This window comes from Sphingomonas faeni (genome assembly GCF_003053745.1).
In the GTDB taxonomy this organism is placed as follows: domain Bacteria; phylum Pseudomonadota; class Alphaproteobacteria; order Sphingomonadales; family Sphingomonadaceae; genus Sphingomonas; species Sphingomonas faeni.
In genome coordinates this window covers 229,783-251,944 of record NZ_QAYE01000002.1, presented here as the reverse complement: position 1 = coordinate 251,944, position 22,162 = coordinate 229,783, and the positions used below count along the sequence as shown (strand labels likewise).

Sequence of the window (22,162 nt, the reverse complement as noted above, 5' to 3'; positions counted from 1 at the left end):
GACGGACGCCGGCGTCGATCATGCCGATTGGGGGATGATGCTGATCATCTCGTCCTCGCTGGGTTCCTTCGCCGGCTTGAGCTTGAGCGCTTGGTCCGGTTCGACATGGCGGCTTCGTGAAGCGGGTTCGAGCGTCACGGTCTCGCCGGTGTCGAGCGACCGCTCGATCGCGGCCAGGACACGCATGTCGAACAGGCCTTCCTCGCCGTCGGCTTCGGGATGAAGATCCCCGAGGATGCAGTTCGAGAAATACTGAGTCTCGTTGCCGAACTGTTCGACCGGATCGAAGCTGTGCGTTTTGCTGCCGGCGCTGGTCTTCTCGACATAGGTGATGCCGATCTTCGGCCCGAACATGAAGGCGGGCGACGCGTGGATGCTCGTCTTCGTGCCGACGAGCTCGAAGAACTCGGCCGATGCGGTGGCGTAGCTGACGCTGAACTGCGCGACGCGTTCGTCTGGGAAACGCAGCGTGACCGCCACGGTGTCGTGGAAGTTGAAGCCGCGCCCGGGGGTCTTTGTACCGATCGCATGCACGGCGATGGGTTCTTGCCCGAACAGATTGCGGACTGCGTTGAGCGGGTACGTCCCCATGTCCGGCACCGGACCGCCCCAGTAACCGTTGTGACCGCGCGAATTGGCCTCAGCGACATTCTGCGCGAACACCGAGACGAAGCTGCGCAACTCGCCGAACTCGCCGTCGCGAGCGCGGGTGATCATCTCGACCGTGCCCGGTTCGTTGTGGAGGCGATAGGCGATCATCAGCTTGGCGCCGCCCTTCTTCTGCGCGGCGATGATCTGTTCGGCTTCGGCGACACTGGACGCCATCGGCTTTTCGAGCAGGACGTGGATGCCGGCTTCGAGCGCCGGAACCGCGTATTGCAGATGAAGGAAGTTCGGCGTCGCGACATAGACTGCGTCGATCTCGCCCGACTTGAGCAGTTCGTCATACTGCTCGTACGACCATGCCCTGATACCGTAGAGCTTGGCGAGCTTGTCCGCCTTGACCGGATCGCCCGTGACCAGCGCCGCGAGTTCGGAATTGTCGGTGCGACCGATGCCCGGCATGAACGCCTGCTGCGATATCTGGCCACCGCCGACGACGGCATAGCGCACCTTCTTTATGTGTCCGAACATATCGGTCCTTCGGTGTAGTTTGGGGATGCAGGGCGAACGACGGACGACCATGATCGTTGCATTCTTCACGCGTTCGCCGCGTACGTCGGGATCCGCGACGCTGCGTTTCCGCAATCGCGCCGATCATACCGGACCGCATCGCGGTGCCGTTCGTTCGGCACGTGAACCTCTGAGGTAGACGAATCATGGACTACACCAAACTTGGCAGCACCGGCCTGGACGTTTCGCGGCTTTGCCTGGGCTGCATGACCTACGGCATCCCCGCTCGCGGCAATCACGCCTGGACGCTGGACGAGGAAACCAGTCGCCCGATCCTGCGCGCCGCGGTCGAGGCGGGGATCAACTTCTTCGACACCGCCAACGTCTATTCGGATGGCACGTCGGAGGAGATCGTCGGTCGCGCGCTCAAGGACTTCACGCGTCGCGACGAAGTGGTGATCGCCACCAAGGTGCACGGGCGGATGCGCCCGGGCCCGAACGGCGCCGGTCTCAGTCGGAAGGCGATCATGGCCGAGATCGATGCCAGTCTCACGCGGCTAGGCACCGACTATGTCGACCTCTACCAGATCCACCGGTTCGATTATGACGTGCCGATCGAGGAAACGCTGGAGGCGCTGCATGACGTCGTGAAGGCAGGCAAGGCGCGGTATATCGGTGCGTCGTCGATGTTCGCGTGGCAGTTCGCGACGATGCTGCACGTCAGCGAGGCGAATGGCTGGACGCGGTTCGCGACCATGCAGGATTATCTGAACCTGCTGTACCGCGAGGAAGAGCGCGAGATGCTGCCGCTGTGCGATGCCGAGGGGGTCGGCGTGATCCCTTGGAGCCCGCTCGCTCGCGGGCGCCTGACGCGCGACTGGGACCAGACCACCGGCCGGTCGCAGACCGACGAGTTCGGCAAGACGCTGTACGCGCATACCGTCGAGGCGGACCGCAAGGTGGTGGAGACGGTCGCGACGATCGCCAAGGAGCGCGACGTGCCGAGGGCACAGGTGGCGCTCGCCTGGGTGCTGGCGAAACCGGAGGTATCCGCGCCGATCATCGGGGCGTCGAAGACCGCGCATCTCGACGATGCGCTCGCGGCGCTCGAACTGGGCCTTACCGACCGCGAGATCGCGCGGCTGGAGGAACCCTATGTCCCGCATGCGGTCGTCGGCTTTTCGTAAGCGATCTGCGGCCGGCTACCGTTGAGCTGGCCGCATCAAGTCCACCGAACCCAACGCGCATATACTGCCCGACGGACCGTCCGTCGCGGCACGAAGGACCGATATGACGAAACCGACACTGGCCGAGCGACCGGCTATCCTGGCCGCCAAGCGCCAGCTGAAGATGGCGCGCTCGACCCATGCCTATGTCAGGGGCAACACGACCAAGTTCTACGAATGGCTCGACGAGTCAGCCGCGTCGCGACGCGTTCCGCAGGGGCCGGCGATCTGGATCTGCGGCGACTGCCATCTTGGTAACCTCGGCCCGATCAACGATGGTGGCGGGCGGATCGCGATCCAGATCCGCGACCTCGATCAGGCGGTGATCGGCAACCCGGCGCACGATCTGATCCGGCTCGGCCTGTCGCTCGCGACTGCGGCGCGAGGCTCCGACCTGCCCGGCGTGACTACCGCGCACATGATCGAGGAGATGGTCACCGGCTATGCCAGCGCGATGGCCGATCCCGCGAGTAACGATGCAGGCCCAGAACCCGAGGCGGTTCGCAGCGTCAAGCGCCGCGCGCTGGGGCGGCGCTGGCGGCACCTCGCCAAGGAGCGGTTCGCGACGCAGGAGCCGATGATCCCGCTCGGCGACAAGTTCTGGCCGCTGGAGCAATCCGAACGAGACGCGCTCGCCGAACTGGTCACCGAGCCGGACGTCGCAGCGCTGGTTCTCTCGCTTGACGCGAAGGACCGGGACCGGACCGTCCGGCTGGTCGACGCCGCCTACTGGATGAAGGGATGCAGTTCGCTCGGGCTGCTGCGGTTTGCGGCACTGGTCGGGCTGAAGAACGCGAAGGGGCGATCGGACTATGCGCTGATCGACCTGAAGGAAGCGACGACACCGATCGCGCCTGCCGCAAAGGGTGCGAAGATGCCATCCGACCAGGCTGCGCGCGTCGTCGAGGCTGCACGCGCGCTGTCTCCTCACCTCGGTAGCCGGATGGTCGCGGCGCGTGCGCTCGATCGGTCGCTGTTCGTTCGCGAATTGTTGCCGCAGGACCTCAAGCTCGAGGTGGAACAGTTCAGCGCGGGACAGGCCGTAAAGGCGGCGCGGTATCTCGCCTTCGTTGTCGGCAAGGCGCACGCGCGCCAGATGGACACGGACACGCGCCACGAATGGGCGAGCGTGCTCAATGCGGACCGTCGCGGCGCGATCGATGCGCCGAACTGGCTGTGGGAGAGCGTCGTGTCGTTGGCGGGAAGCCATGAGGCGGGGTACCTGGAACATTGCCGCCAGTACGCAATGCGGGCGTGAGCGGAGTAGGAGATGTGCCCGCCGGGAAGTACTCCGATTGTTGCGTGCTTTACATGACCGATCCAGCTGTCACACTGATCGTTGAACTCGGGCGCACGCGCCGTATCGGAGCATTCGACCATGGACTTCATCGACCGGCGTACGGCCCTTGCCGGTATCGGTGCTGCAATCGGATGTGCCGCCCTGCCCGTCTCCGCGCGTCCCGCGCCGGACGACGTGTTCCTGCTCAGCTATTTCACCGACAAGGATGAGGGTCGCGAGGGGCTCAAGCTCGCCTGCAGCGACGATGGGTATGTCTTTCGCGCGCTGGGCAATGGTCGCGGCTTCCTGACGCCGATGGTCGGCGAGAACAGGCTGATGCGCGATCCCAACCTGGTGCAGGGACCGGATGGGCTCTGGCATCTCGTCTGGACGAGCGATTGGTTCGGCCCTGTCATCGGTCACGCCACATCGCGCGACCTGATGCACTGGTCGCCGCAACAGGCCATTCCGGTGATCAAAGGCTTTGTCGGCGTCCGTAACAGCTGGGCGCCCGAGGCGATCTACGATCGCGCGCGAGGCGACTTCGTCATCATGTGGTCGAGCAGCATCGACGGCCGTTTCGGGGCGACTGCCGGCGAAAAGTTCGCGGGGATCAAGCTGCGCCCCTATTATACGCGCACCAAGGATTTTCGTACGTTCACGCCGACCAAGTTGTTGTTCGATCCCGGTACCGACTCGATCGACTTCACCTGGCTGAGGCTGGCCGACGGCGGGTTGCGGCTGATCTACAAGGACGAAACGCACGACACCGAAACGCGGCGGTGGCTGGTGAGCCGGTCCGCGGCCTCGCCGACCGGTCCGTTCGGGCCGGTCAGCGCGCCGTTCACCAAACCGATGACGGAGGGACCGACGGCGATACGGCTCGGCGACCGCTACATGGTCTATTACGACGTATACGAGCAGCATCGCTTCGGTGGCGCCTCGACCACGGACTTCGTCCACTGGACCGACGAGAGCGCGCGCGTCCGGTTTCCCGAGAACGCACGCCACGGCACGGTCGTTCGCGTGCCTCGCGCCTTTGCCGACAGGATCGCGTAATTTAAGCGGCTAATCGCGGTCGGAACGCGATCATCGCCTTGCCGAGATGCCCGGCGCGTCGTCGAAGGCGAGGGCTCAATCGATGACCGTCGTGATCCCGTTCGCTACGATCGCGTCGAGCAGGTCCACGAAACTCGCGCGACTGTCATTGGCGTACGCGCACCGATCCCCACGTAGCGGCGACGTAAATTGATGGTATGATGCGGTGCTTGGACTGGCGTTCCTCGGCGCCGCGTCGGTCGGGAAGACCGCCTTCGCCAGTCCCAGCAACGCGGCTGCCAACACTACGCTACCGCGAGGAGCCTGCCGGTGGTCGGAGTACACTATCGACTACCGCGTCGATCTTGCCGATCCTCCTGTGGTAGGACTCTTGCGACGATTGGGGAACGGCGATGCGGACGATCATCATGGCGACGATGTTGCTGGCGCTGGGGTCGGGTACGACGTCGGTCGCTGCTGTCCGGATGGCCGACGCCGTGGTGCGAACCTCGTTGACGCACGGCAGGGTCGAGGGCCCGTTCGAACTCCATTCCCGGGTCTATCCGGGCACGGTCAGGCGCTATTGGGTGTATGTGCCGGCAGGCTACGATGCGTCGAGGCCACCCAATCTGCTACTGTTCCAGGACGGCCAGCGCGCGGTCAATCCGGAAGGGTCGCTGAAGCTTCCCGCGGTTCTCGATACGTTGATCGAGCAGAAGGCCATTCCGCAGACGCTGGGCGTGTTCGTCACGCCGGGCAATGTCTCCGTCCGGTATCCCGATACGCTCGGCATGCAGAACCCGGACCATCGGCCCGAGGAGTATGACGCGGTTTCCGACGCCTATGCCCGGATGACGCTGGACGAGTTGCTGCCCGCCGTGGCGCGGCGATGGCGATTTTCGACGGATCCGAAGCGGCGCGCGATCGGCGGCACGTCGAGTGGTGCGATCGCAGCATGGACCGTCGCATGGCGCCATCCGGACGCGTTCGGCAACGTGATAAGCTTCATCGGCAGCTATACTTCGATCGGCCTAAAACTCGGTCCGGACGGTACGCCGCAGGCTTATGGCGGGGATACCTATCCCGGCCTGATCCGGAAGAGCGCGATCCGCCCCTTGCGCGTCTTTCTTCAGGACGGACGCAACGACCTGGATAACGAACACGGCAACTGGTTTCTCGCGAACCAGCAGATGCTGAAAGCGCTCGAATGGGCCAATGCGCATGCGGACGCGGAAAAGCACGCGGGGCCGCGGTACGACACCAATCATGCCTGGACCGCGGGCACGCACTCGGATGCCGATGGCGGATCGATCCTGCCTGACGTGCTGCGCTGGATCTGGCGGGATCAGCAACCCGGCCGGTAACGCTCCGGTCTGGTTAAGGCAGTGCTTCACCGCAACCACCCGCGCCTCGCTTTCGACATTGACGCAGTGCAGCATCGCACCTACCAGCCCGCGCTCACAAGATGCTTGCCTACAAGGCGCAGTTTAGCTCAGCGCTGGAGGCGCCGCGTGACCATGACCATGACCTTTGCCGATCTTTCCCTGGCGCCGTTTTTGCTGCAGGCGCTAGCTGAGGAAGGCTATGCCCACCCCACCCCGATCCAGGCGCAGTCGATCCCGATGCTGCTGCAGGGGCGCGACATGCTCGGCATGGCGCAGACCGGCACGGGCAAGACCGCCGCCTTCGCGCTACCGTTGCTGCATCGCCTCGCTGCCGACCCCCGCCCTGCGCCCAAGGGCGGCGCGCGCATTCTGGTACTCGCGCCGACGCGTGAACTCGTGTCGCAGATCGCCGCAGGGTTCGAGAGCTTCGGTCGCCATCTAAAGCCGAGCGTGATGACGATCTTCGGCGGCGTCAGCCAGTTCCATCAGGTCAAGGCACTCGAAGCCGGGGTCGACATCATCGTCGCTGCACCGGGGCGCTTGCTGGATCTGGTCGATCAGGGGCTCTGCGACCTGTCGCAGCTCGAGGCGCTGGTGCTCGACGAAGCCGACCAGATGCTCGACATGGGCTTTGCCAAGCCGATCGAGCGGCTCGTCGCGACGCTGCCGACAGATCGCCACACGTTGCTGTTCTCGGCGACCATGCCGAAGTCGATCGCCGCGCTGGCCGAGAGCCTGCTGCGCGATCCGGCGAAGGTCGAGATCGCCCCGCCGTCGACAACCGTCGACCGGATCGACCAGTCGGTGATGTTCCTCGATGCGACCGACAAGAAAGCGGCGCTGCTGGCGTTGCTCAAGACTCCCGACATGGGCCAGGCGGTCGTCTTCACGTTGCAGAAGAACATCGCCAACGACGTCTGCGCGTTCATCGGCGAGGCCGGCATCACCGCCGAGGCGCTCCACGGCAACAAGTCGCAGGGCCAGCGCGAGCGTGCGCTCGACGCCTTCCGCGCCGGTACGGTCCAGGTGCTCGTCGCGACCGATATCGCCGCGCGCGGGATCGACGTCGACACCGTGACGCACGTGTTCAACCACGACCTGCCCAGCCTCCCGGAAAGCTATGTCCACCGGATCGGCCGCACCGGTCGCGCCGGTCGCAGCGGGTTCGCGATCACGCTGTGCGATGCCGAACAGCGCGCATGGCTGCACGACGTCGAGCGCGAGATCGGTCGGACCCTGACCGTCCAGGACGATCACGAATGGCACTGCGAAGTGGCGCGCCATTCGACCAAGCGCGCGCCCGTGCTGGGTGGCGGCCCGGTCAAGCAGGTCAAGCCGGCGAAGGCACCGCGCGAGCGGAAGGTCTGGACCGAGGAAGAAAAGCTGGCCGCCCGGATGGCCGCGAAGGCCGCCTGACAGCGCTGCGCCGTTCGACGAGGGTGCGATGGCCCTCGTCGAACGATGCAACGGTCGCGGCAAGACAGGGGCCACGCATTCACGACCTGTCCGACGCGGCATCCTAGCGTGTCCAACCCCGCCATGACTTGAGAGTCTGATGCGAGCGTCCAATGCCCATCGGGCAGTTTTCGCCGCACTGCGGAAGATAAACTAAGCGCCGCAAGCACCCACTCTGGCGGCCCTTGCTCTGACACAGTTTGCGTGATCTGGGGCTTATCGTTCAGCAACCCGACCGCCCAAGCGATCATTCCGCGACCCCCGTCTTTATGACGCACCTGCAACATAAGTCGCATAAAACCGTCGCCGCCGGATGCCATGCCCCGCTTCGAAACGCGTAAGGGGAATGGTGTGTCTTTAAGTAAATTCATGGTCTGTGCGGCATCGGCAACGATGCTGACGCCGCTGTCGATCGCGGCGCAGACGATCCCGACGCAGACGATCCCGACGCAGACGATCCCGACATCGCCACCGGTCAACTACGTCAACGAGAGCAATCCGGCGATCGGCAGCTTCGTTCCGAAGCTGCTCGACAGCTATGTGAAGCTGATCCGCGACCATCCCGAAGTGATGGTGCAGAACTACAAGACCGTCGTCACGATGACCAACGCGCGCACGCCGAGCCAGACCCTCGCGGCGATCCACGACGATCGCACCAACCAGGCCTACAGCATCCTGAATGGCCTGGGCGCGCTGACCAATCTTTACATGGCGGGCGCCGGTGCCTCGACCAGCGGGTCGGCACCGAACACGCTTACCCCGACCAGCTATGCGACCGCGACGCTCGCGGACTATGTCGCCAACATCAATCTCGGCAACAGCTTCAGCCCGGGCGCCGAGAAGTTCGGCAACGGTACCGCCACGCCACTGGCCGCCGCGGTCGCCTTCATCAACAACACCGTCCGCGCCAGCTCGTCGACCGAGCCCGCCAAGCGGACGTTCGCGCGGTATCAGGGCGAGAACCCGCCGATCGATCCGCTCGATCCGCGGTTCGCCAACTACAACGTCAACACCAACCGCGGCGCGCTGACGTTGGCGGACACCGCGGCGATCATCGTGCCGTCGTATTTGTCGAGCTTCACCACGCCGGCACCCTACGCCTCCACGACGCAGTGGGTACGCGGGTTCGTCGTGACGGCGGACATGGTTGCGGCAAATGGCGGCAAGCCGATCACCGCGCCCAATTTCGGCACGTTCGATTCCGCGGGCAAGTTCACCGCGGCGACGTTCAAGGTCGGCGAATATGTTCCCGGCATCGGTGCCTCGCCGCGACCGTACCGCGTGACGACCGACGTCAACGTACCGACTCCGATGCTTCAGATCATCAATTCGTCCAACCCCTATGCCGACGGCGCCTATCCGAGCGGGCATACCAATTCGGGCATGCTGCAGGCGCTGGGCACGGCGTTCCTGATCCCGCAGCAAGGGCAGGAACTGCTCGCGCGCGCGGCGGATCTCGGCACCAACCGTATCCTGGCGGGCATGCATTCGCCGCTCGACATCATGGGCGCCCGGATCGAGGCGACGGCGCTGTCGGCGACCAACATCTACGCGGCCTTGTATGACGCCAAGGGCAATCGCCTCGACTGGACCAACCCCGCCAATGCCGGCGCGTATGCGGTCTACCAGGCCTATACCGAGACCCAGTCCTATCTGGAGTCGGCCTGCGGCACCGCGACCGTCACGGCATGCATCGCCGCCGCCAACGCGTCTGGCGCAACCGCCGCCGATCCGTATGCCAACATCGCACAGAACAAGGCGACGTACCTTGCCGAGATGACCTACGGCTTCGCACCGGTCGGTCCGGTCAAGGCGATGACGGCCGCGGACGTGCCGGTGCAGGCGCAAGTACTGCTGCTGACGCGGTTCGGGTATCTGACCGATGCGCAGCGGACCGAGATCCTCGCGACTACCGCCCTCCCCTCGGGCTATCCCGTGCTCACCGGCAACACGCTGGACGGATGGGGCCAGCTGAATCTCTATGCCGCGAACGACGGCTATGGCGCGTTCAACGGTCAGGTCGCAGTGACGATGGACGCCGCGCAAGGGGGCTATGCGGCCGCCGACAGCTGGGGCAACGATATCGGCGGAACCGGCGGGCTGACCAAGAACGGCACGGGCAGCCTGACCCTGACCGGGAAGAACAGCTATGCCGGCCCGACGATTGTCAATGGCGGCACGCTGGCCGTCACCGGCTCGATCGTCTCGGCGACAACCGTCAACACCGGCGCCGTCTTCGGCGGCACGGGCAGCACTGGCGCAGTCACGGTCAATAGCGGTGGTACGTTGGTGCCCGGCATAGGAACCACGCCGGGCACGCTGACGATCAACGGTCCGCTCACGCTCGCCAGCGGGGCGACGCTGGTGGAGACGGTATTGCCTACGCTTGGAAGCCGCACGGTCGTTTCCGGCGCGGCAAAGCTCGACGGCATGGTGCGCGTCCAGGGCTCGGTCGGCACGCTACCGGTCACGCGCATCGCCTTGGTCACGGCAGCCGGTGGGGTTTCGGGCAGCTTCGCCAACGTCACGGGTGTTCCCACCAACCTGCGCGCTATGCTCGACTATTCGACGACGGCGGCAAGCCTGAACCTCAACCGGACCGATATCGACTATCGTCCACTCGGGGTCACCGCGAACCAGCAACGCGTCGCGGCGGCGCTGACGAGCGCGGTGCCGTTGGCGAGCGGCGCCGGTGCGGCAACGTTGCTCAACACGGTCTACGCCACGAGCCAGGGCTCGGCAGCGGCGGGTACTGCAGCGCTCGACACCCTCTCGGGTGAAGGCCTTGCCGACGCGAACAGCGCAGCGTTGTTTGCCGGGCGGGTATTCGGCGATGCCGTGACCGATCAGCAGCGTGCAGTCCTGACCGATACCCAGATGCACCTCTGGGGCGGGCCGCTGGGTGGTCGGGAATGGACTGACGGCCGGGACGGCGACGGTACGGTCGATCGCCGCAGCAATAGCTGGGGCGGCGTGATCGGGCTCGACGGCGAGGTCTCGACCGGGTGGCGTGCCGGTTTCGTCGCGGGCGGGCTCGACACCCGCTTCAACACCGTGGCACGCGCGACCAAGGGCAAGGCGTCGAGCTATCACGTCTCGGCCTACACCTCGTACGCGTTGCCGACGGGCACGTATGTCCGCGGATCGCTCGGCTATGGCCACTACGCGATCCGTACGACGCGGACCGCGGGCGGGATCGGCAGCCTCGCCAGCGAAACCGAAATCGCACGGTACGACGCCGCGGAGTTGCGCCTGCGCGGCGAAATCGGTCAGCGCATCGCAGTCCAGTCGTTCGACCTGACGCCGTTCGTCGCGGTGGAATATGCGCGTCTCTACACCGATGCGTTCGCGGAGCGCGGCAGCGTGCTGGCGTTACAGGCGGGCAAACAGGCTACGACGTCGCTCCCGGTGAATGTCGGGTTGCGGATGGATGGCAGCGTGCCGTTAGGAAACGGCCTAGCGCTGCGGCCGATGATCGAAGCGAGCTACCTGCACGAGTTCCGCCGCGACCGTGATATCGGTGTCGATTTTGTCGCGCTGGCCGATCCGTCGTTCACGATCGCAGGCGCTCGACCTTCGCAAAGCGCGTTCGTCGGCAAGGCCGGACTCCAACTGCCGCTCGCCTCGGCGCTGGTCCTCTACGCCACGGGAACCGGCGTGTTGTCCTCGCAACAGCGATCCTATGCCGGCAATGTCGGCGTGAGGATCAACTTCTAAGACGTTAGAACGATCGATTGACCGAGCGCACGCGCGCGGATGGTCGCCAACTGGCGAGGTGTTTCGATGAAACGCCTCGCCAGTTGGCTGCTGCTGGCCCTCCACATGGTCGGCGGGCCTGCGAACGAGTCGAAAACGATCGGCGGGCGCGATCGTTCGGCATAGATTGCCGGTCAGCGACGCTGGATCTCGCCTGCCTTCCACCCCAAACCAGGACACATCTCGGATTTTCGGCATCAGATCGCGCGCGATCCGCAGCGCATCGTCATACGCAGATCACGGATGGTCGCATTTCGGACCAATCGATCTAGCCGAACAGGCGCGATTCCATAAGCTGCCTATACGTGCCGGATGACTAGCCGGGCAGGTTCTAAGTTCGACGGTCGGTTGTGACTATGCGGACGATGGGTACCGCTTGCACTATGCTATAGATTGGTAGCATCCCAGATCACTGACGTCTTGAGATCGCAGCGTCGTCTCGGCCAGCTTGGCATTTTGTGGACGGACCATCTCCAAAACGATCATGAGATTCCTGGGGGCTTTGCAAAACGCATTCGGCCGACACGAAACTGTAATTTTCCGATAGCGTCAGGAATTAGATTGGTTATATATTACCAATACCACGCTGCGATGACAGTACCCTTTAGAGGTCCGGCCAGTGAGGTGAGTCGAGCGATACGGGCAGGACCGTGTCGAAGGGTGACGCTGCGGCGTCGATGGGAAGGGGCTTTTGACGATGGTTTTTCGTAAGCAGGTTTTGCTCGCATCCGGTGCGGCGATATTCGGTCTGGTACCAGTTTTCGCGCAACCCGTTCTCGCGCAGTCGGCGCCCGCGCCATCGTCCGCCCCCGTCGCCACCGCGCCCCAGGGTGATCCCGCCCCGGACGGCGCTGATACGGACATCGTCGTCACCGGTATCCGCGGCAGCCTGCGCAGCGCGATCGCGGTGAAGCGCAACGCCAACGCGATCGTCGACGTCATCAGCGCCGAGGCGATCGGCAAGTTCCCCGACCGCAACGTCGCCGAATCCCTCTCGCACGTTCCCGGCGTCAGCATCGACCGTCGCTTCGGCGAAGGCGAGAAGGTCGCGATCCACGGCACCGACCCCGCGCTCAACCGCATGCTGCTCGATGGCCATGCGGTCGCCTCGGCCGACTGGGGTGGCAACGACAACGATCCGACCAGCCGCACCTTCAACTATTCGCTGCTCGCGCCCGAACTCGTCGAGCGCCTCGAAGTCTACAAGTCGCCCGAGCCGCGCATCGAGGAAGGCAGCATCGGCGGTACGGTCATCGTCCGTACGCGCCGTCCGCTCGACACGCCCGCCAACTCGATCTTCGCATCGGGCGGCTATTCGTACAACGACCGCGCCGACAAGGGTAACGTCCGCGCCTCGGGTCTGTACAGCTGGCACAACGAAGGCGGCACGTTCGGCGTGCTCGGCGCCGTCACCTACGACAAGCAAAGCCTGACGCGCTCGGGCGTCGAGTTCTTCGGGTTCGAGAATGCCGGCGACCGCTTTTTCCAGAAGGATGCCAACAACGCATTGATCCGCGATGCGAGCGGCCAGCCCGTGTTGAAGAACCCGGGCGCGACCGTGAGCGGCGGCACGCGCCAGGATCTCGCCAACGCGGTATCGCCGTTCGGCATCAACTACGCGTATTTCACGCAGGAGCGTAAGCGCATCAGCTATGTCGGTACGGTCCAGGCCAAGCCGACCGACGACATCACGCTGACGCTCAACGGCCTGCACATCGACGGCAACTACAACAACAGCAGCCAGTCGATGTACGTGATCCCCGGCGCGTGGAGCGGCGACGTTCTCCAGTCGGCAACGGTCGCGAACGGCGTCGTCACCAATGCGAGCTTCGGTGCGGCCTCGGCGAACAGCCAGAGCGCGCAGCTTGACCTGCTGATCCGCAAGACCAAGCTGACCACCGACAACCTCAACTTCGTTGCCGAATGGGAGGGCCCGGGCGGTTCGACCGTGTCGGCGACCGGCGGCTGGAGCAAGGCGATCGGCGGGCGCAATCCGGAGTATCTGCTCGATGTGCGGACCGACCTTCCGTACAGCTATGGCTTTACCTCGGACAGCGCGAACGTCGATTACGTTGGCGACCTGACCAATCCTGCCAACTATCGTCGCAGCAACAGCCCTCAGCTCCAGACGATCGACGGCGCCCCCGTCATTGTCAACGGCACGCAGCTGAATGCGGCGCGCGCGGGCGGGATCGATTTCTCCAAGACGATCGATCGCGATTATTACGCGGGCTATGACGCGGTCATTCCGTTCGAGGCGGGGCCGTTCAAGGAAATCCGCATCGGCGGCAAGTTCACCGACCACCGCAACCGCCTGAACGCGAGCGGCTTCAACAACTACTCGACCTCGAACTACACGCTGGCGAGCCTCGGCGTCGACACGATGACGACGCCAAACGGTACGTTCGACGGCACCGGCGGCACCGGCAACGCGACCAAGTACATCAACCTGTCGCAGCAGACCGTGATCGACATCCTCGCGAACTCGATCAACATCCCCGTCGCAAAGCCCACCGCATCGTACATCGTCGACGAGACGGTCGCGGCGAACTACGTCCAGCTGAACTTCGACCAGAGCGGTTTTCGCGGCAACATCGGTGGTCGTCTTGTCTATACCAAGAACGTCTCGAACTATGCCGACCAAGTCTCCGGCACCGACGGCAGCCTGCCGACGATCGTGCCGCAGCGGGTCGAGAACGACTATCTGAAGTTCCTGCCGAGCCTGAACGTTGCCTATGAAGCGGGCACGCACCTGATCTTCCGCGGCAGCGTTGCCAAGGTGATCGCGCGCCCGCGCTACGAGCAGCTCGGTGGTTCGGTCGGTCGCAACGACATCACGCTGGATGCGAGCGGCGGCAACCCTAACCTCAAGCCGTACCAGTCGACCAACTACGAACTGTCGGCGGAATATTATCCGCGCGAAGGGACGCTGTTGTCGCTCGAGCTGTTCCGCCGCGAGGTGAAGGACTACATCCTCAACGGCCTGAGCCGCCAGACGTTCTTCAACGAACTGACGCAGACCAACGCGTCCTATCTCGTGTCGCAGCCCCTCAACGGCGGCAAGGCGAACGTCAACGGTGCGCTGGTTTCGGCACAGGGTGAGATCTGGCATGGCTTCGGGCTGCAGGCGAACTACTCCTACGCCGAGAGCTCGACCGACGAAGGGCTGAACCTGCCCTATCTGTCGAAGCACACCGTCAACGTGATCCCGTATTACGAGAATGGACCGTTCCAGGCGAGACTGAGCTACAACTACAGGTCGTCGTATTTCCGCGCGATCGGTCGCCTGAACTCGATCGACATGGTCGCGCCGTACAGCCAGCTCGACTTCTCGGCAGGCTTCAACCTGACCAAGGCGATCACGCTGACGGTCAACGCGCAGAACCTGCTAGACTCGACCTACACGCAGTATAGCGGCTCGCGCGATCGGCCGACCGCGTTCTATAAGAACGGCCGGACGTTCGTCGCATCGGTATCGTTCCGGATGTAAACCACGGGAGGCGCGCTACGATGGCGCGCCTCGCCGAACCGACCGGTGGCTGCGACCAACGTGTGACAACCCAACAGCGCCGCATCGCTAGCGGAAGTTGCAGGAACCGAACTTCGTGAGGTTTGAGCGCGCCTGGCGAACCGGCGCCGGACCGCCCTTCCCAAATCGGTCCAATCGCGCGGTGGCAGTCCCTAAGGATTGCGGGTGCCGCAACGATCCGTATCGCTAACGGTGGGGATCATGTGACCGCAATCCAGCCACGAAACTGCTTCAAGTCCATCTGCCCGCATGAAGTCTACGCACATACCCAAGGTATCCCGTGGCGATGCCGGTTTATTGGGTAACAATTACTGACCTTAAAGCTAACACTCCGGCATAGTCGTGATTCCCAGACTGCGCCGTCCGCACACCGTCTTCATACTATCATAATAGTGCTTATTTTATCACAGCTGAGACAGATTCCATTACGTTCAATACTGATGGAATCGGGAGATCATATCCGGCTACGATAACCTGATCAGGTAAACCCCTGTAAATGATGGTATTCCGCGAGGACTGTTCGCGATGTCGGTCGATCAAGTTCTGACAATCGTACGGGTCTACTTCCCTCCCGCAGTTGACACCCGCTCCGCTGATGGTAGCCCTATCATACACGGCAACGACCGTGTGCAATCCGGCCTGATCAGGGCGGCCGGGAATGGGGGAGGATTTATGATGAAATTTTCGCGCACGCTCGCGCATTCGGTATCGACCATCGCGGTCGTGACCGGGCTGGCAGCTTCCAGCACTGCGATCGCGCAGACGACCACTGCGACCGGCCAGAGCACTCAGACGACGACCGTGCAGCAGACGGTACCCGACGCGGCGCCCGCGGCTAGCACGCTCGACGAAGGGACGGCCGGTCCGGCCAACGAAATCGTCGTCACCGGCATCCGAGCCAGTCTGAATCGCGCGATCGACATCAAGCGTAATTCCGCAGGTGTCGTCGACGCCATCTCGGCCGAGGATATCGGCAAGTTTCCAGACACCAACCTAGCGGAATCGCTGCAGCGGATCACCGGCGTGTCGATCACCCGCGCCAACGGCGAAGGCTCCCAGGTCGCGGTCCGCGGCTTTAGCGGCGGCTTCAACCTCGTCACGCTGAACGGCCGCCAGCTGGCGTCGACCAGCATCGACACCAGCACCGGCAACGCCTTCGCAGTCGGCACCGGCCGCTCGTTCGACTTCCAGAATCTCGCGTCCGAAGGCGTCGCCACGCTCGAAGTCTACAAGACCGGCCGGGCGAACATTCCGACGGGCGGCATCGGCGCTGCGATCAACGTCATCACCCGCCGGCCGCTCGACGCGCGCGAAGACGGCCTGTCGGGCTCGATTGGCGCCAAGGCACTGTACGACAGCTCGGTCGAGAACGCGGAGGCGAATCTGAAGAAGGTGACGCCCGAACTGTCTGGCTTGATCAACTGGAAAAATCCCAGCGAAACCTTTGGCGTCAACGTCTTCGGCAGCTATCAGTTACGCGAGTCGACATCGATCCAGTCGAACCCGAACTATTGGAACATCGTTCCGCTGGCCGACTTCTTGAATACGGCGGGCGCGTACATCACGCCGACGACGAATATCACGAACCGTCCTACGACGCAGTACGTGCAGATCCCCAACGACAGCCGCTATCAGTTCTCCGAGAACCGCCGCGAGCGCATCAACGGTCAGGCCAACATCCAGTTCAAGCCTACGGATCGGCTGGAGATCACGATCGATGGCCTGTATGCGCGCAACAAGTTGAGCGACGAGCGTAGCGAGCAAACCAACTGGTTCCAGCGGCCGTTCAGCGACGTTACCTTCGACGACAACAAGAAGATGCAGACTGCGATCATCTTGGCCGAGGCTAAGCAGGCGGATAAGGGGTACGAGCAGCAACGGTTCGCCACGAAGACCGAGCTGTACTCGGTTGGCGGCAACGTCAAGTGGAACTTCACCGACGTGCTGTCGCTAAAGCTTGATGCAAACCATTCGAAGTCGACCACGAATCCGGACAATGCGAACGGCACGTCGGCGACGACGATCTCGATCGGCGCTCCGGTTCGCGCTACGCACAAAGTCGACTTCAGCAGCGGCTTCCCACAGCAGTCGGAAACGCTCAACGATTGCAACGCGACCAACGGCGGCCGCGGCGGCAATTGCAACAACATCCTCGACATCGGAGACTTGGGCACGCAGGTTGCGCGTCGGATCTTCTCCAAGCAGGAGTCGCGAGTCAACCAGTTCAGTGGTGAGCTGGGCTGGGATCTCGGCAACGATAGCCGTTTCGTGGTCGGCAGCAACTATGTGGATGCAACGACTCGCTCGGCGAGTTCCAATAACCAGCAGATTCTTGGCGATTGGAGCATAACGGACACTGGCCGCGTCCAGGAACTCGCCGGCGATCTTGTGAAAACCTATTGCATGACCTGCAAGTTCGACAAGTATAACCCGAACTCGACCGGGTCGGCGCTGGTCGCATTTCGTGGGGATGCGGTCGAACTGTTGGACATCTTCTCACCCTATTATGCGAAGCTGGGCCGCCCCGACGCTTTGCAGGGTTCGTCGGACGACACCGTTGGCGAGAAGAACTTAGCGGTCTACGGCCAGATGGCCTGGGGCGGTGACATTGGCGGACGCCGTGCAAACGCGCTGATCGGCGTTCGCTACGAGCGGACCCGCGTCAAGTCGGTCAGTCTTCAGTCGATACCAACGGCTTTAGCCTGGCAGTCGGACAATGACTTCACCGTGATCGGCGGACCTCCAGGCGCCGCGGTCATCGCGAAGTCGAAGTACGACAACCTGCTGCCGTCGCTCGACTTCAATATCGAAGTGCTCGACAACGTCATGGCGCGCACCTCGTTCAGCCGTACGCTGGCCCGGGCGGACTATGGCAATTTGTTCGCGTCCGTGACGGCAAACGCTCCAAACCGTCCGACAGCACTCGGTGCGGCCCCGGCCCCCGCCACGCGGCAGGATCCAGCGCTGTTGCCGCTGATCTCGGACAATTTCGACGTATCGCTGGAGTGGTATTACAAGCCTACGAGTTTCGTTTCGGTCGGCTTCTTCAACAAGAACGTGCGCAACTTCGTCGGCAACCAGATAACCAACGGTAACCTGTTCGGGCTGCGCGACCCGGGTTCAGGCGCACCAGGGTCGCGTTCGGGTATTGCGCAGGCGTTTCTCAGAAACAACGGCATTACCCAAACGGATAGGAACCTGTTCGCCTACGCGGCGCTTCTGCAACAGAATGGCGGAAACCAGGCGGCGACGACGGCGGCCTTCCGCGGCGCGCTCAATCCCGCCACGGGTGAAATCAGCGATGCGGTCTACAATCCCCTTGCCCTTGCGGTCGATCTCGTCGGGGACGCCAATGATCCACTCGTGAACTTCGCGATCAGCGGGCCGGTCAACAACAAGGAAGGCAACATTCACGGCTTCGAAGTCGCCTGGACCAACTTCTTCGGTCAGACCGGCTTCGGTTTCGCGGTTTCGTACACGAAGGTCAGTGGCGACGTGAACGTGGATCCCTATGCCGATCCGAACGTCAACATCTTCGCGCTGAGCGGTTTGGGCGACAGCGCCAACTTGACGGCAATCTATGATAAGGGCGGTATCTCGGCTCGGGTCTCGTACAACTGGCGCGACAAGTATCTCGCGGCTACGAACCAGGGCGGCAATCGCAACCCGCTGTTCACGGCCGCGTTCGGTACGTTGGACGGCAGCATAAGCTACGATGTCACGAAAGCGTTCTCGGTCTCGCTCGAAGCGGTCAACCTGACCAGCGAGCCGTTCCGCCAATATGCCCGCACCGAGACGAACCTGGTGTATGTGCAGGAACTCAAGCCACGCTATTATCTCGGCGCGCGCTATCGTTTCTGATGCCGGCGGGAGTGGATCTTGGTCCACTCCCGCCCCCACTAAGAAGGCCGCCGCCGTGCCGTGCAGCGGCCTTTTCCTTTGTCGGTCGCGATCGCGCTGATAAGCGTGAGGCAACAACAGGACCGGAGCGGATGAATCCCGTACAGATCAACAACATCGACCATGCCGATTTACGCGTAAGCCCGCGGGCGGGCGCCGCGTTCGGCGACGCGGCCAACCAGACGCTGATATTCCCCGCGGAGTTCGAGGAGGTGCAGCGCGAATTCGCTATCATATTCCGCCGCCGTGACGAGGGATTGCAGGCCTATGCCCTATTGGGGCTGGACCGCGACGAGAACCTGTTCCTGTCCGGCGATTATTGGACAAGCCGCTACGTGCCCGCCAGTCACCAGCGAGGCCCCTTCTCGATCGGGATGGTCCGGGACCCCGGGGACGATGTCGGCGAGCCGATGCTGCACGTCGATCTCGACGACGGGCGCGTCGGCGATAGCGCCGGCCTGCCGCTGTTCCTGGAACATGGCGGCAACACACCGTACCTGGAACATATCACCGGCGTGCTCCGCCTGCTGTACGAGGGACTGGAGACCGCGCCGACTGCCTATACCGCGCTTGACGAGGCTGGCCTGCTCACGCCGGTAACGCTCACCGTCGATGTCAGCGAAGAGCGCCGCTATACCATAGCCGACGTGCTGGTCGTCGACCTCGAGCATCTAGCCGGTCTGAAAGGCGAACCGCTCGAGCGGCTCCATGGATCAGGCGTGCTGCGTCTTGCCATCCTGGCCGCGGCGTCGCTCGGCAACATCCAGCAGTTGATTGCGCGCAAGCAATCTCTGCTCACCCAGAACGGTTGATCCCGGTGGCAGGTATCACGCGCCGTACGCGTGTCATCGAGGGCACGAGCGCGATCAGCGTGCCGATCGCCGACCTGATCGCCGATGGCGTTCCGGTGATCCTGCGCGGGATCGCCAGCCACTTGCCGCTGGTGGCTGTCGGGCGGGAAGGTGCGGAGCCGGCAATGACGTGGCTCAAGCAGTTCGACGGTGGCCGTCCCGTCACGGCGTACGTAGGCGATCCGGCGATCGGTGGCCGCTTCGGGTATTCCGACGACTGTACCGCGCTGAATTTCAAGCGAGAGAGTGGCTCGCTGTCCGGCTATCTCGACCAGCTCCTTGCCGGCCTCGACGATCCGGAAGCCCCCGCCATCTATATCGGCTCGACCGACATCGATCTGTACCTGCCTGGCCTTCGCGCGCAGGCCGCGCTGCCGTTCGAAGACCCGCAGCTTGTCGAGAACCCGCCGCTGGTCAGCATCTGGATCGGCAATCGTACCACCGCCTCGACGCATTACGACATGTCGAACAATCTGGCGTGCTGCATCGTCGGCCGACGACGCTTCACGCTGTTCCCGCCGGAACAGGTCGCCAACCTCTACCCCGGACCGTTGGAGCCGACGCCGGCCGGACAGGTGGTCAGCATGGTCGACCTCCGCGCACCCGATCTCGACCGGCACCCACGCTTTGCCGAGGCGCTGGCACATGCCGAAATTGCCGAACTCGAGCCGGGCGACGTGCTGCTCTACCCGGCGCTGTGGTGGCATAATGTCGAGGCGCTGGACCCGTTCAACGTGATGATCAACTATTGGTGGAACGCGGTGCCACGGTTCATGGATACGCCGATGAACACCCTGCTCCACGGCCTGTTGTCGCTGCGCGATCGGCCCGATCACGAGAAGCAGGCGTGGCGCGCGATGTTCGACCATTATGTCTTCGGTCCTGCGGATCAGGCCAGGGAGCACCTGCCCGAGCACGCGCAGGGCGAACTCGCGCCGCTGGATGCGATGTCAGCACGCCGGTTGCGCGCCAAGATCCTCCAGCGCATCAACCGATAGGAGCCGAACATGGCCGAGCAGCGCATCAGGAAAGTGGTCATCGCCGGCGGTGGTACCGCGGGCTGGCTCACCGCCGCCGCCCTGTCGCGGCAATTGGGGCAGCTGCTCGACATCACCCTCGTAGAATCCGAAGAAATCGGCACCATCGGGGTCGGTGAGGCGACGATCCCGACGATGCGAGCGTTCCATTCGATCCTGGGCCTCGACGAACGCGAGTTCATGCGCGCGACGCAGGCAACGTTCAAGCTCGGCATTTCGTTCGAGAACTGGGCACGCGACGGCGATCGCTACATCCATTCGTTTGGCGACATCGGCAAATCGACCTGGATGGGCGACTTCCACCATTTCTGGCTTGCCGCGAAAGCCGACGGGGATTCGAGCGAGATCGGCGACTATTGCCTGGAACTCCAGGCGGCCAAGGCGGAGCGGTTCGCGCTCCCCTCCGAGGGCCAGATCAACTACGCCTATCACCTCGACGCAGGCCTTTATGCCCGCTTTCTGCGCGCGCGCAGCGAGGCGAACGGGCTGAAACGGATCGAGGGGCGGATCGCCAGCGTCGATCGCGACAGTGAGACCGGCTTCATCCGCGCGCTCGTCCTGAAGTCCGGCGAGCGCGTCGAGGGCGACCTGTTCATCGACTGCACCGGCTTTCGCGGGCTGCTGATCGAAGGCACCTACGCCGCCGGTTACGAGGATTGGTCGCACTGGCTGCCCACCAACAGCGCGCTAGCTGTGCAGACCGCCGCGACGGGCCCGGCGCATCCGTACACGCGCGCGATCGCGCATGACGCGGGCTGGCGCTGGCGTATCCCGTTGCAGCACCGCGTCGGTAACGGGCTGGTCTATGCCAGCGATCATCTGTCGGACGACGAGGCTAATGGCCGGTTGCTCGCCACGATCGACGGCGCACCACTTACCGAGCCGCGGCTGATCCGGTTCCGTACCGGTCGCCGTCGGCAGGTATGGATGGGGAACTGCGTTGCGCTCAGCCTTGCCAGCGGGTTCGTCGAGCCGCTCGAGTCGACCAGCATCCATCTGATCATGACGGGCATTACGCGGCTGATGCAGACCTTCCCGTTCGGCGGAATCGCACCCGCGCTGGTCAAGCGGTACAATGATCAGGCGCAGGCCGAGCTCGAGCGCGTCCGCGATTTCATCATCCTCCATTACCACCTCAACGAACGTCCCGAACCTTTCTGGGCAGCGCGCCGGGACATGCCGATCCCCGACACGCTCGTGGAGCGCATCGCGCTCTTCACCGAAGGTGCGCAGGCGTATCAGGGTGGCGATGATCTGTTTCGCGTCGCCAGCTGGGTGCAGGTGATGCTCGGCCAGCGCCTGACCCCGCGCGACCACCACCGCCTAGGCAGCATCATGGGTGGCCCGCAACTGGCTGGCGTCTTGACCAATATTCGCCGCACGATCGCGGACGCAGTCGCAGGCATGCCGACGCACCAGCAGTTCCTGGATCGCTACCTTGCAGCCCCGGTCACCGCCTCGCATGGGATGCGTTAGTTCGCGTCGAACGCCACGATGATGCATTCGGCAAGCGGACGATGACGCTACGGCAGTGTTCGCGATCGCATGGCGATCCTATTGCCATATAGTCGTTGGCACTCTCTCGATGACCGG

At 63.7% G+C, this 22,162-nt stretch carries 12 protein-coding genes; 11 read left to right on the top strand and 1 reads right to left on the bottom strand.

What is annotated here, in order from left to right; genetic code table 11:
* Positions 1-18: 18 nt before the first annotated feature.
* Positions 19-1,134 carry a Gfo/Idh/MocA family protein gene (locus C8J25_RS05840; RefSeq protein WP_107953101.1) on the bottom strand — a complete coding sequence of 372 codons (1,116 nt, stop codon included), beginning with the start codon at positions 1,132-1,134 and terminating at the stop codon, positions 19-21.
* A 185-nt stretch (positions 1,135-1,319) separates the two neighbouring features.
* On the opposite strand from C8J25_RS05840, the gene C8J25_RS05835 reads away from it, so the two are divergent.
* The 11 genes from C8J25_RS05835 (at position 1,320) to C8J25_RS05780 (ending at position 22,045) form a co-directional block, all read left to right on the top strand.
* Entirely contained in the window at positions 1,320-2,300 is a 981-nt protein-coding gene (locus C8J25_RS05835) for an aldo/keto reductase (protein ID WP_107953099.1), read from the top strand.
* A gap of 103 nt (positions 2,301-2,403) precedes the next feature.
* Complete coding sequence (locus C8J25_RS05830; protein WP_107953097.1) at positions 2,404-3,597, top strand: DUF2252 family protein; 1,194 nt, start codon at positions 2,404-2,406, stop codon at positions 3,595-3,597.
* A 120-nt stretch (positions 3,598-3,717) separates the two neighbouring features.
* Positions 3,718-4,677, top strand: a complete 960-nt coding sequence (locus C8J25_RS05825) for a glycoside hydrolase family 43 protein (protein ID WP_107953095.1) — start codon at positions 3,718-3,720, stop codon at positions 4,675-4,677.
* A gap of 392 nt (positions 4,678-5,069) precedes the next feature.
* Positions 5,070-6,020 carry an alpha/beta hydrolase gene (locus C8J25_RS05815; RefSeq protein WP_244186816.1) on the top strand — a complete coding sequence of 317 codons (951 nt, stop codon included), beginning with the start codon at positions 5,070-5,072 and terminating at the stop codon, positions 6,018-6,020.
* Positions 6,021-6,173: 153 nt separating this feature from the next.
* Entirely contained in the window at positions 6,174-7,457 is a 1,284-nt protein-coding gene (locus C8J25_RS05810; RefSeq protein ID WP_107953091.1) for a DEAD/DEAH box helicase, read from the top strand.
* A gap of 390 nt (positions 7,458-7,847) precedes the next feature.
* On the top strand, positions 7,848-11,213 hold the full coding sequence (locus C8J25_RS20900; protein WP_208622522.1) for an autotransporter family protein: 3,366 nt from the start codon (positions 7,848-7,850) through the stop codon (positions 11,211-11,213).
* A gap of 736 nt (positions 11,214-11,949) precedes the next feature.
* The gene (locus C8J25_RS05800) at positions 11,950-14,742 is read left to right on the top strand and encodes a TonB-dependent receptor (protein WP_107953087.1); all 2,793 of its coding nucleotides are present in this window, start codon (positions 11,950-11,952) and stop codon (positions 14,740-14,742) included.
* 714 nt (positions 14,743-15,456) lie between these two features.
* On the top strand, positions 15,457-18,642 hold the full coding sequence (locus C8J25_RS05795; RefSeq protein ID WP_107953401.1) for a TonB-dependent receptor: 3,186 nt from the start codon (positions 15,457-15,459) through the stop codon (positions 18,640-18,642).
* Positions 18,643-18,773: 131 nt separating this feature from the next.
* Positions 18,774-19,493, top strand: coding sequence for a SapC family protein (locus tag C8J25_RS05790; protein ID WP_107953085.1), 720 nt, complete (start codon positions 18,774-18,776; stop codon positions 19,491-19,493).
* Complete coding sequence (locus C8J25_RS05785) at positions 19,493-20,530, top strand: cupin-like domain-containing protein (RefSeq protein WP_425275454.1); 1,038 nt, start codon at positions 19,493-19,495, stop codon at positions 20,528-20,530. Before C8J25_RS05790 ends, C8J25_RS05785 begins: the two co-directional genes overlap by 1 nt.
* 9 nt (positions 20,531-20,539) lie before the next feature.
* Positions 20,540-22,045, top strand: a complete 1,506-nt coding sequence (locus C8J25_RS05780; protein ID WP_107953082.1) for a tryptophan halogenase family protein — start codon at positions 20,540-20,542, stop codon at positions 22,043-22,045.
* The last annotated feature ends 117 nt before the right edge of the window (positions 22,046-22,162 follow it).

Bases quoted from the DNA above. Each gene is read 5' to 3' on its own strand.
- C8J25_RS05835 (WP_107953099.1), top strand. From the start codon at position 1,320: ATGGACTACACCAAACTTGGCAGCACCGGCCTGGACGTTTCGCGGCTT.
- C8J25_RS05840 (WP_107953101.1), bottom strand. From the start codon at position 1,134: ATGTTCGGACACATAAAGAAGGTGCGCTATGCCGTCGTCGGCGGTGGC.
- C8J25_RS05830 (WP_107953097.1), top strand. From the start codon at position 2,404: ATGACGAAACCGACACTGGCCGAGCGACCGGCTATCCTGGCCGCCAAG.
- C8J25_RS05790 (WP_107953085.1), top strand. From the start codon at position 18,774: ATGAATCCCGTACAGATCAACAACATCGACCATGCCGATTTACGCGTA.
- C8J25_RS05780 (WP_107953082.1), top strand. From the start codon at position 20,540: ATGGCCGAGCAGCGCATCAGGAAAGTGGTCATCGCCGGCGGTGGTACC.
- C8J25_RS05795 (WP_107953401.1), top strand. From the start codon at position 15,457: ATGAAATTTTCGCGCACGCTCGCGCATTCGGTATCGACCATCGCGGTC.
- C8J25_RS05800 (WP_107953087.1), top strand. From the start codon at position 11,950: ATGGTTTTTCGTAAGCAGGTTTTGCTCGCATCCGGTGCGGCGATATTC.
- C8J25_RS05825 (WP_107953095.1), top strand. From the start codon at position 3,718: ATGGACTTCATCGACCGGCGTACGGCCCTTGCCGGTATCGGTGCTGCA.
- C8J25_RS05810 (WP_107953091.1), top strand. From the start codon at position 6,174: ATGACCATGACCTTTGCCGATCTTTCCCTGGCGCCGTTTTTGCTGCAG.
- C8J25_RS05815 (WP_244186816.1), top strand. From the start codon at position 5,070: ATGCGGACGATCATCATGGCGACGATGTTGCTGGCGCTGGGGTCGGGT.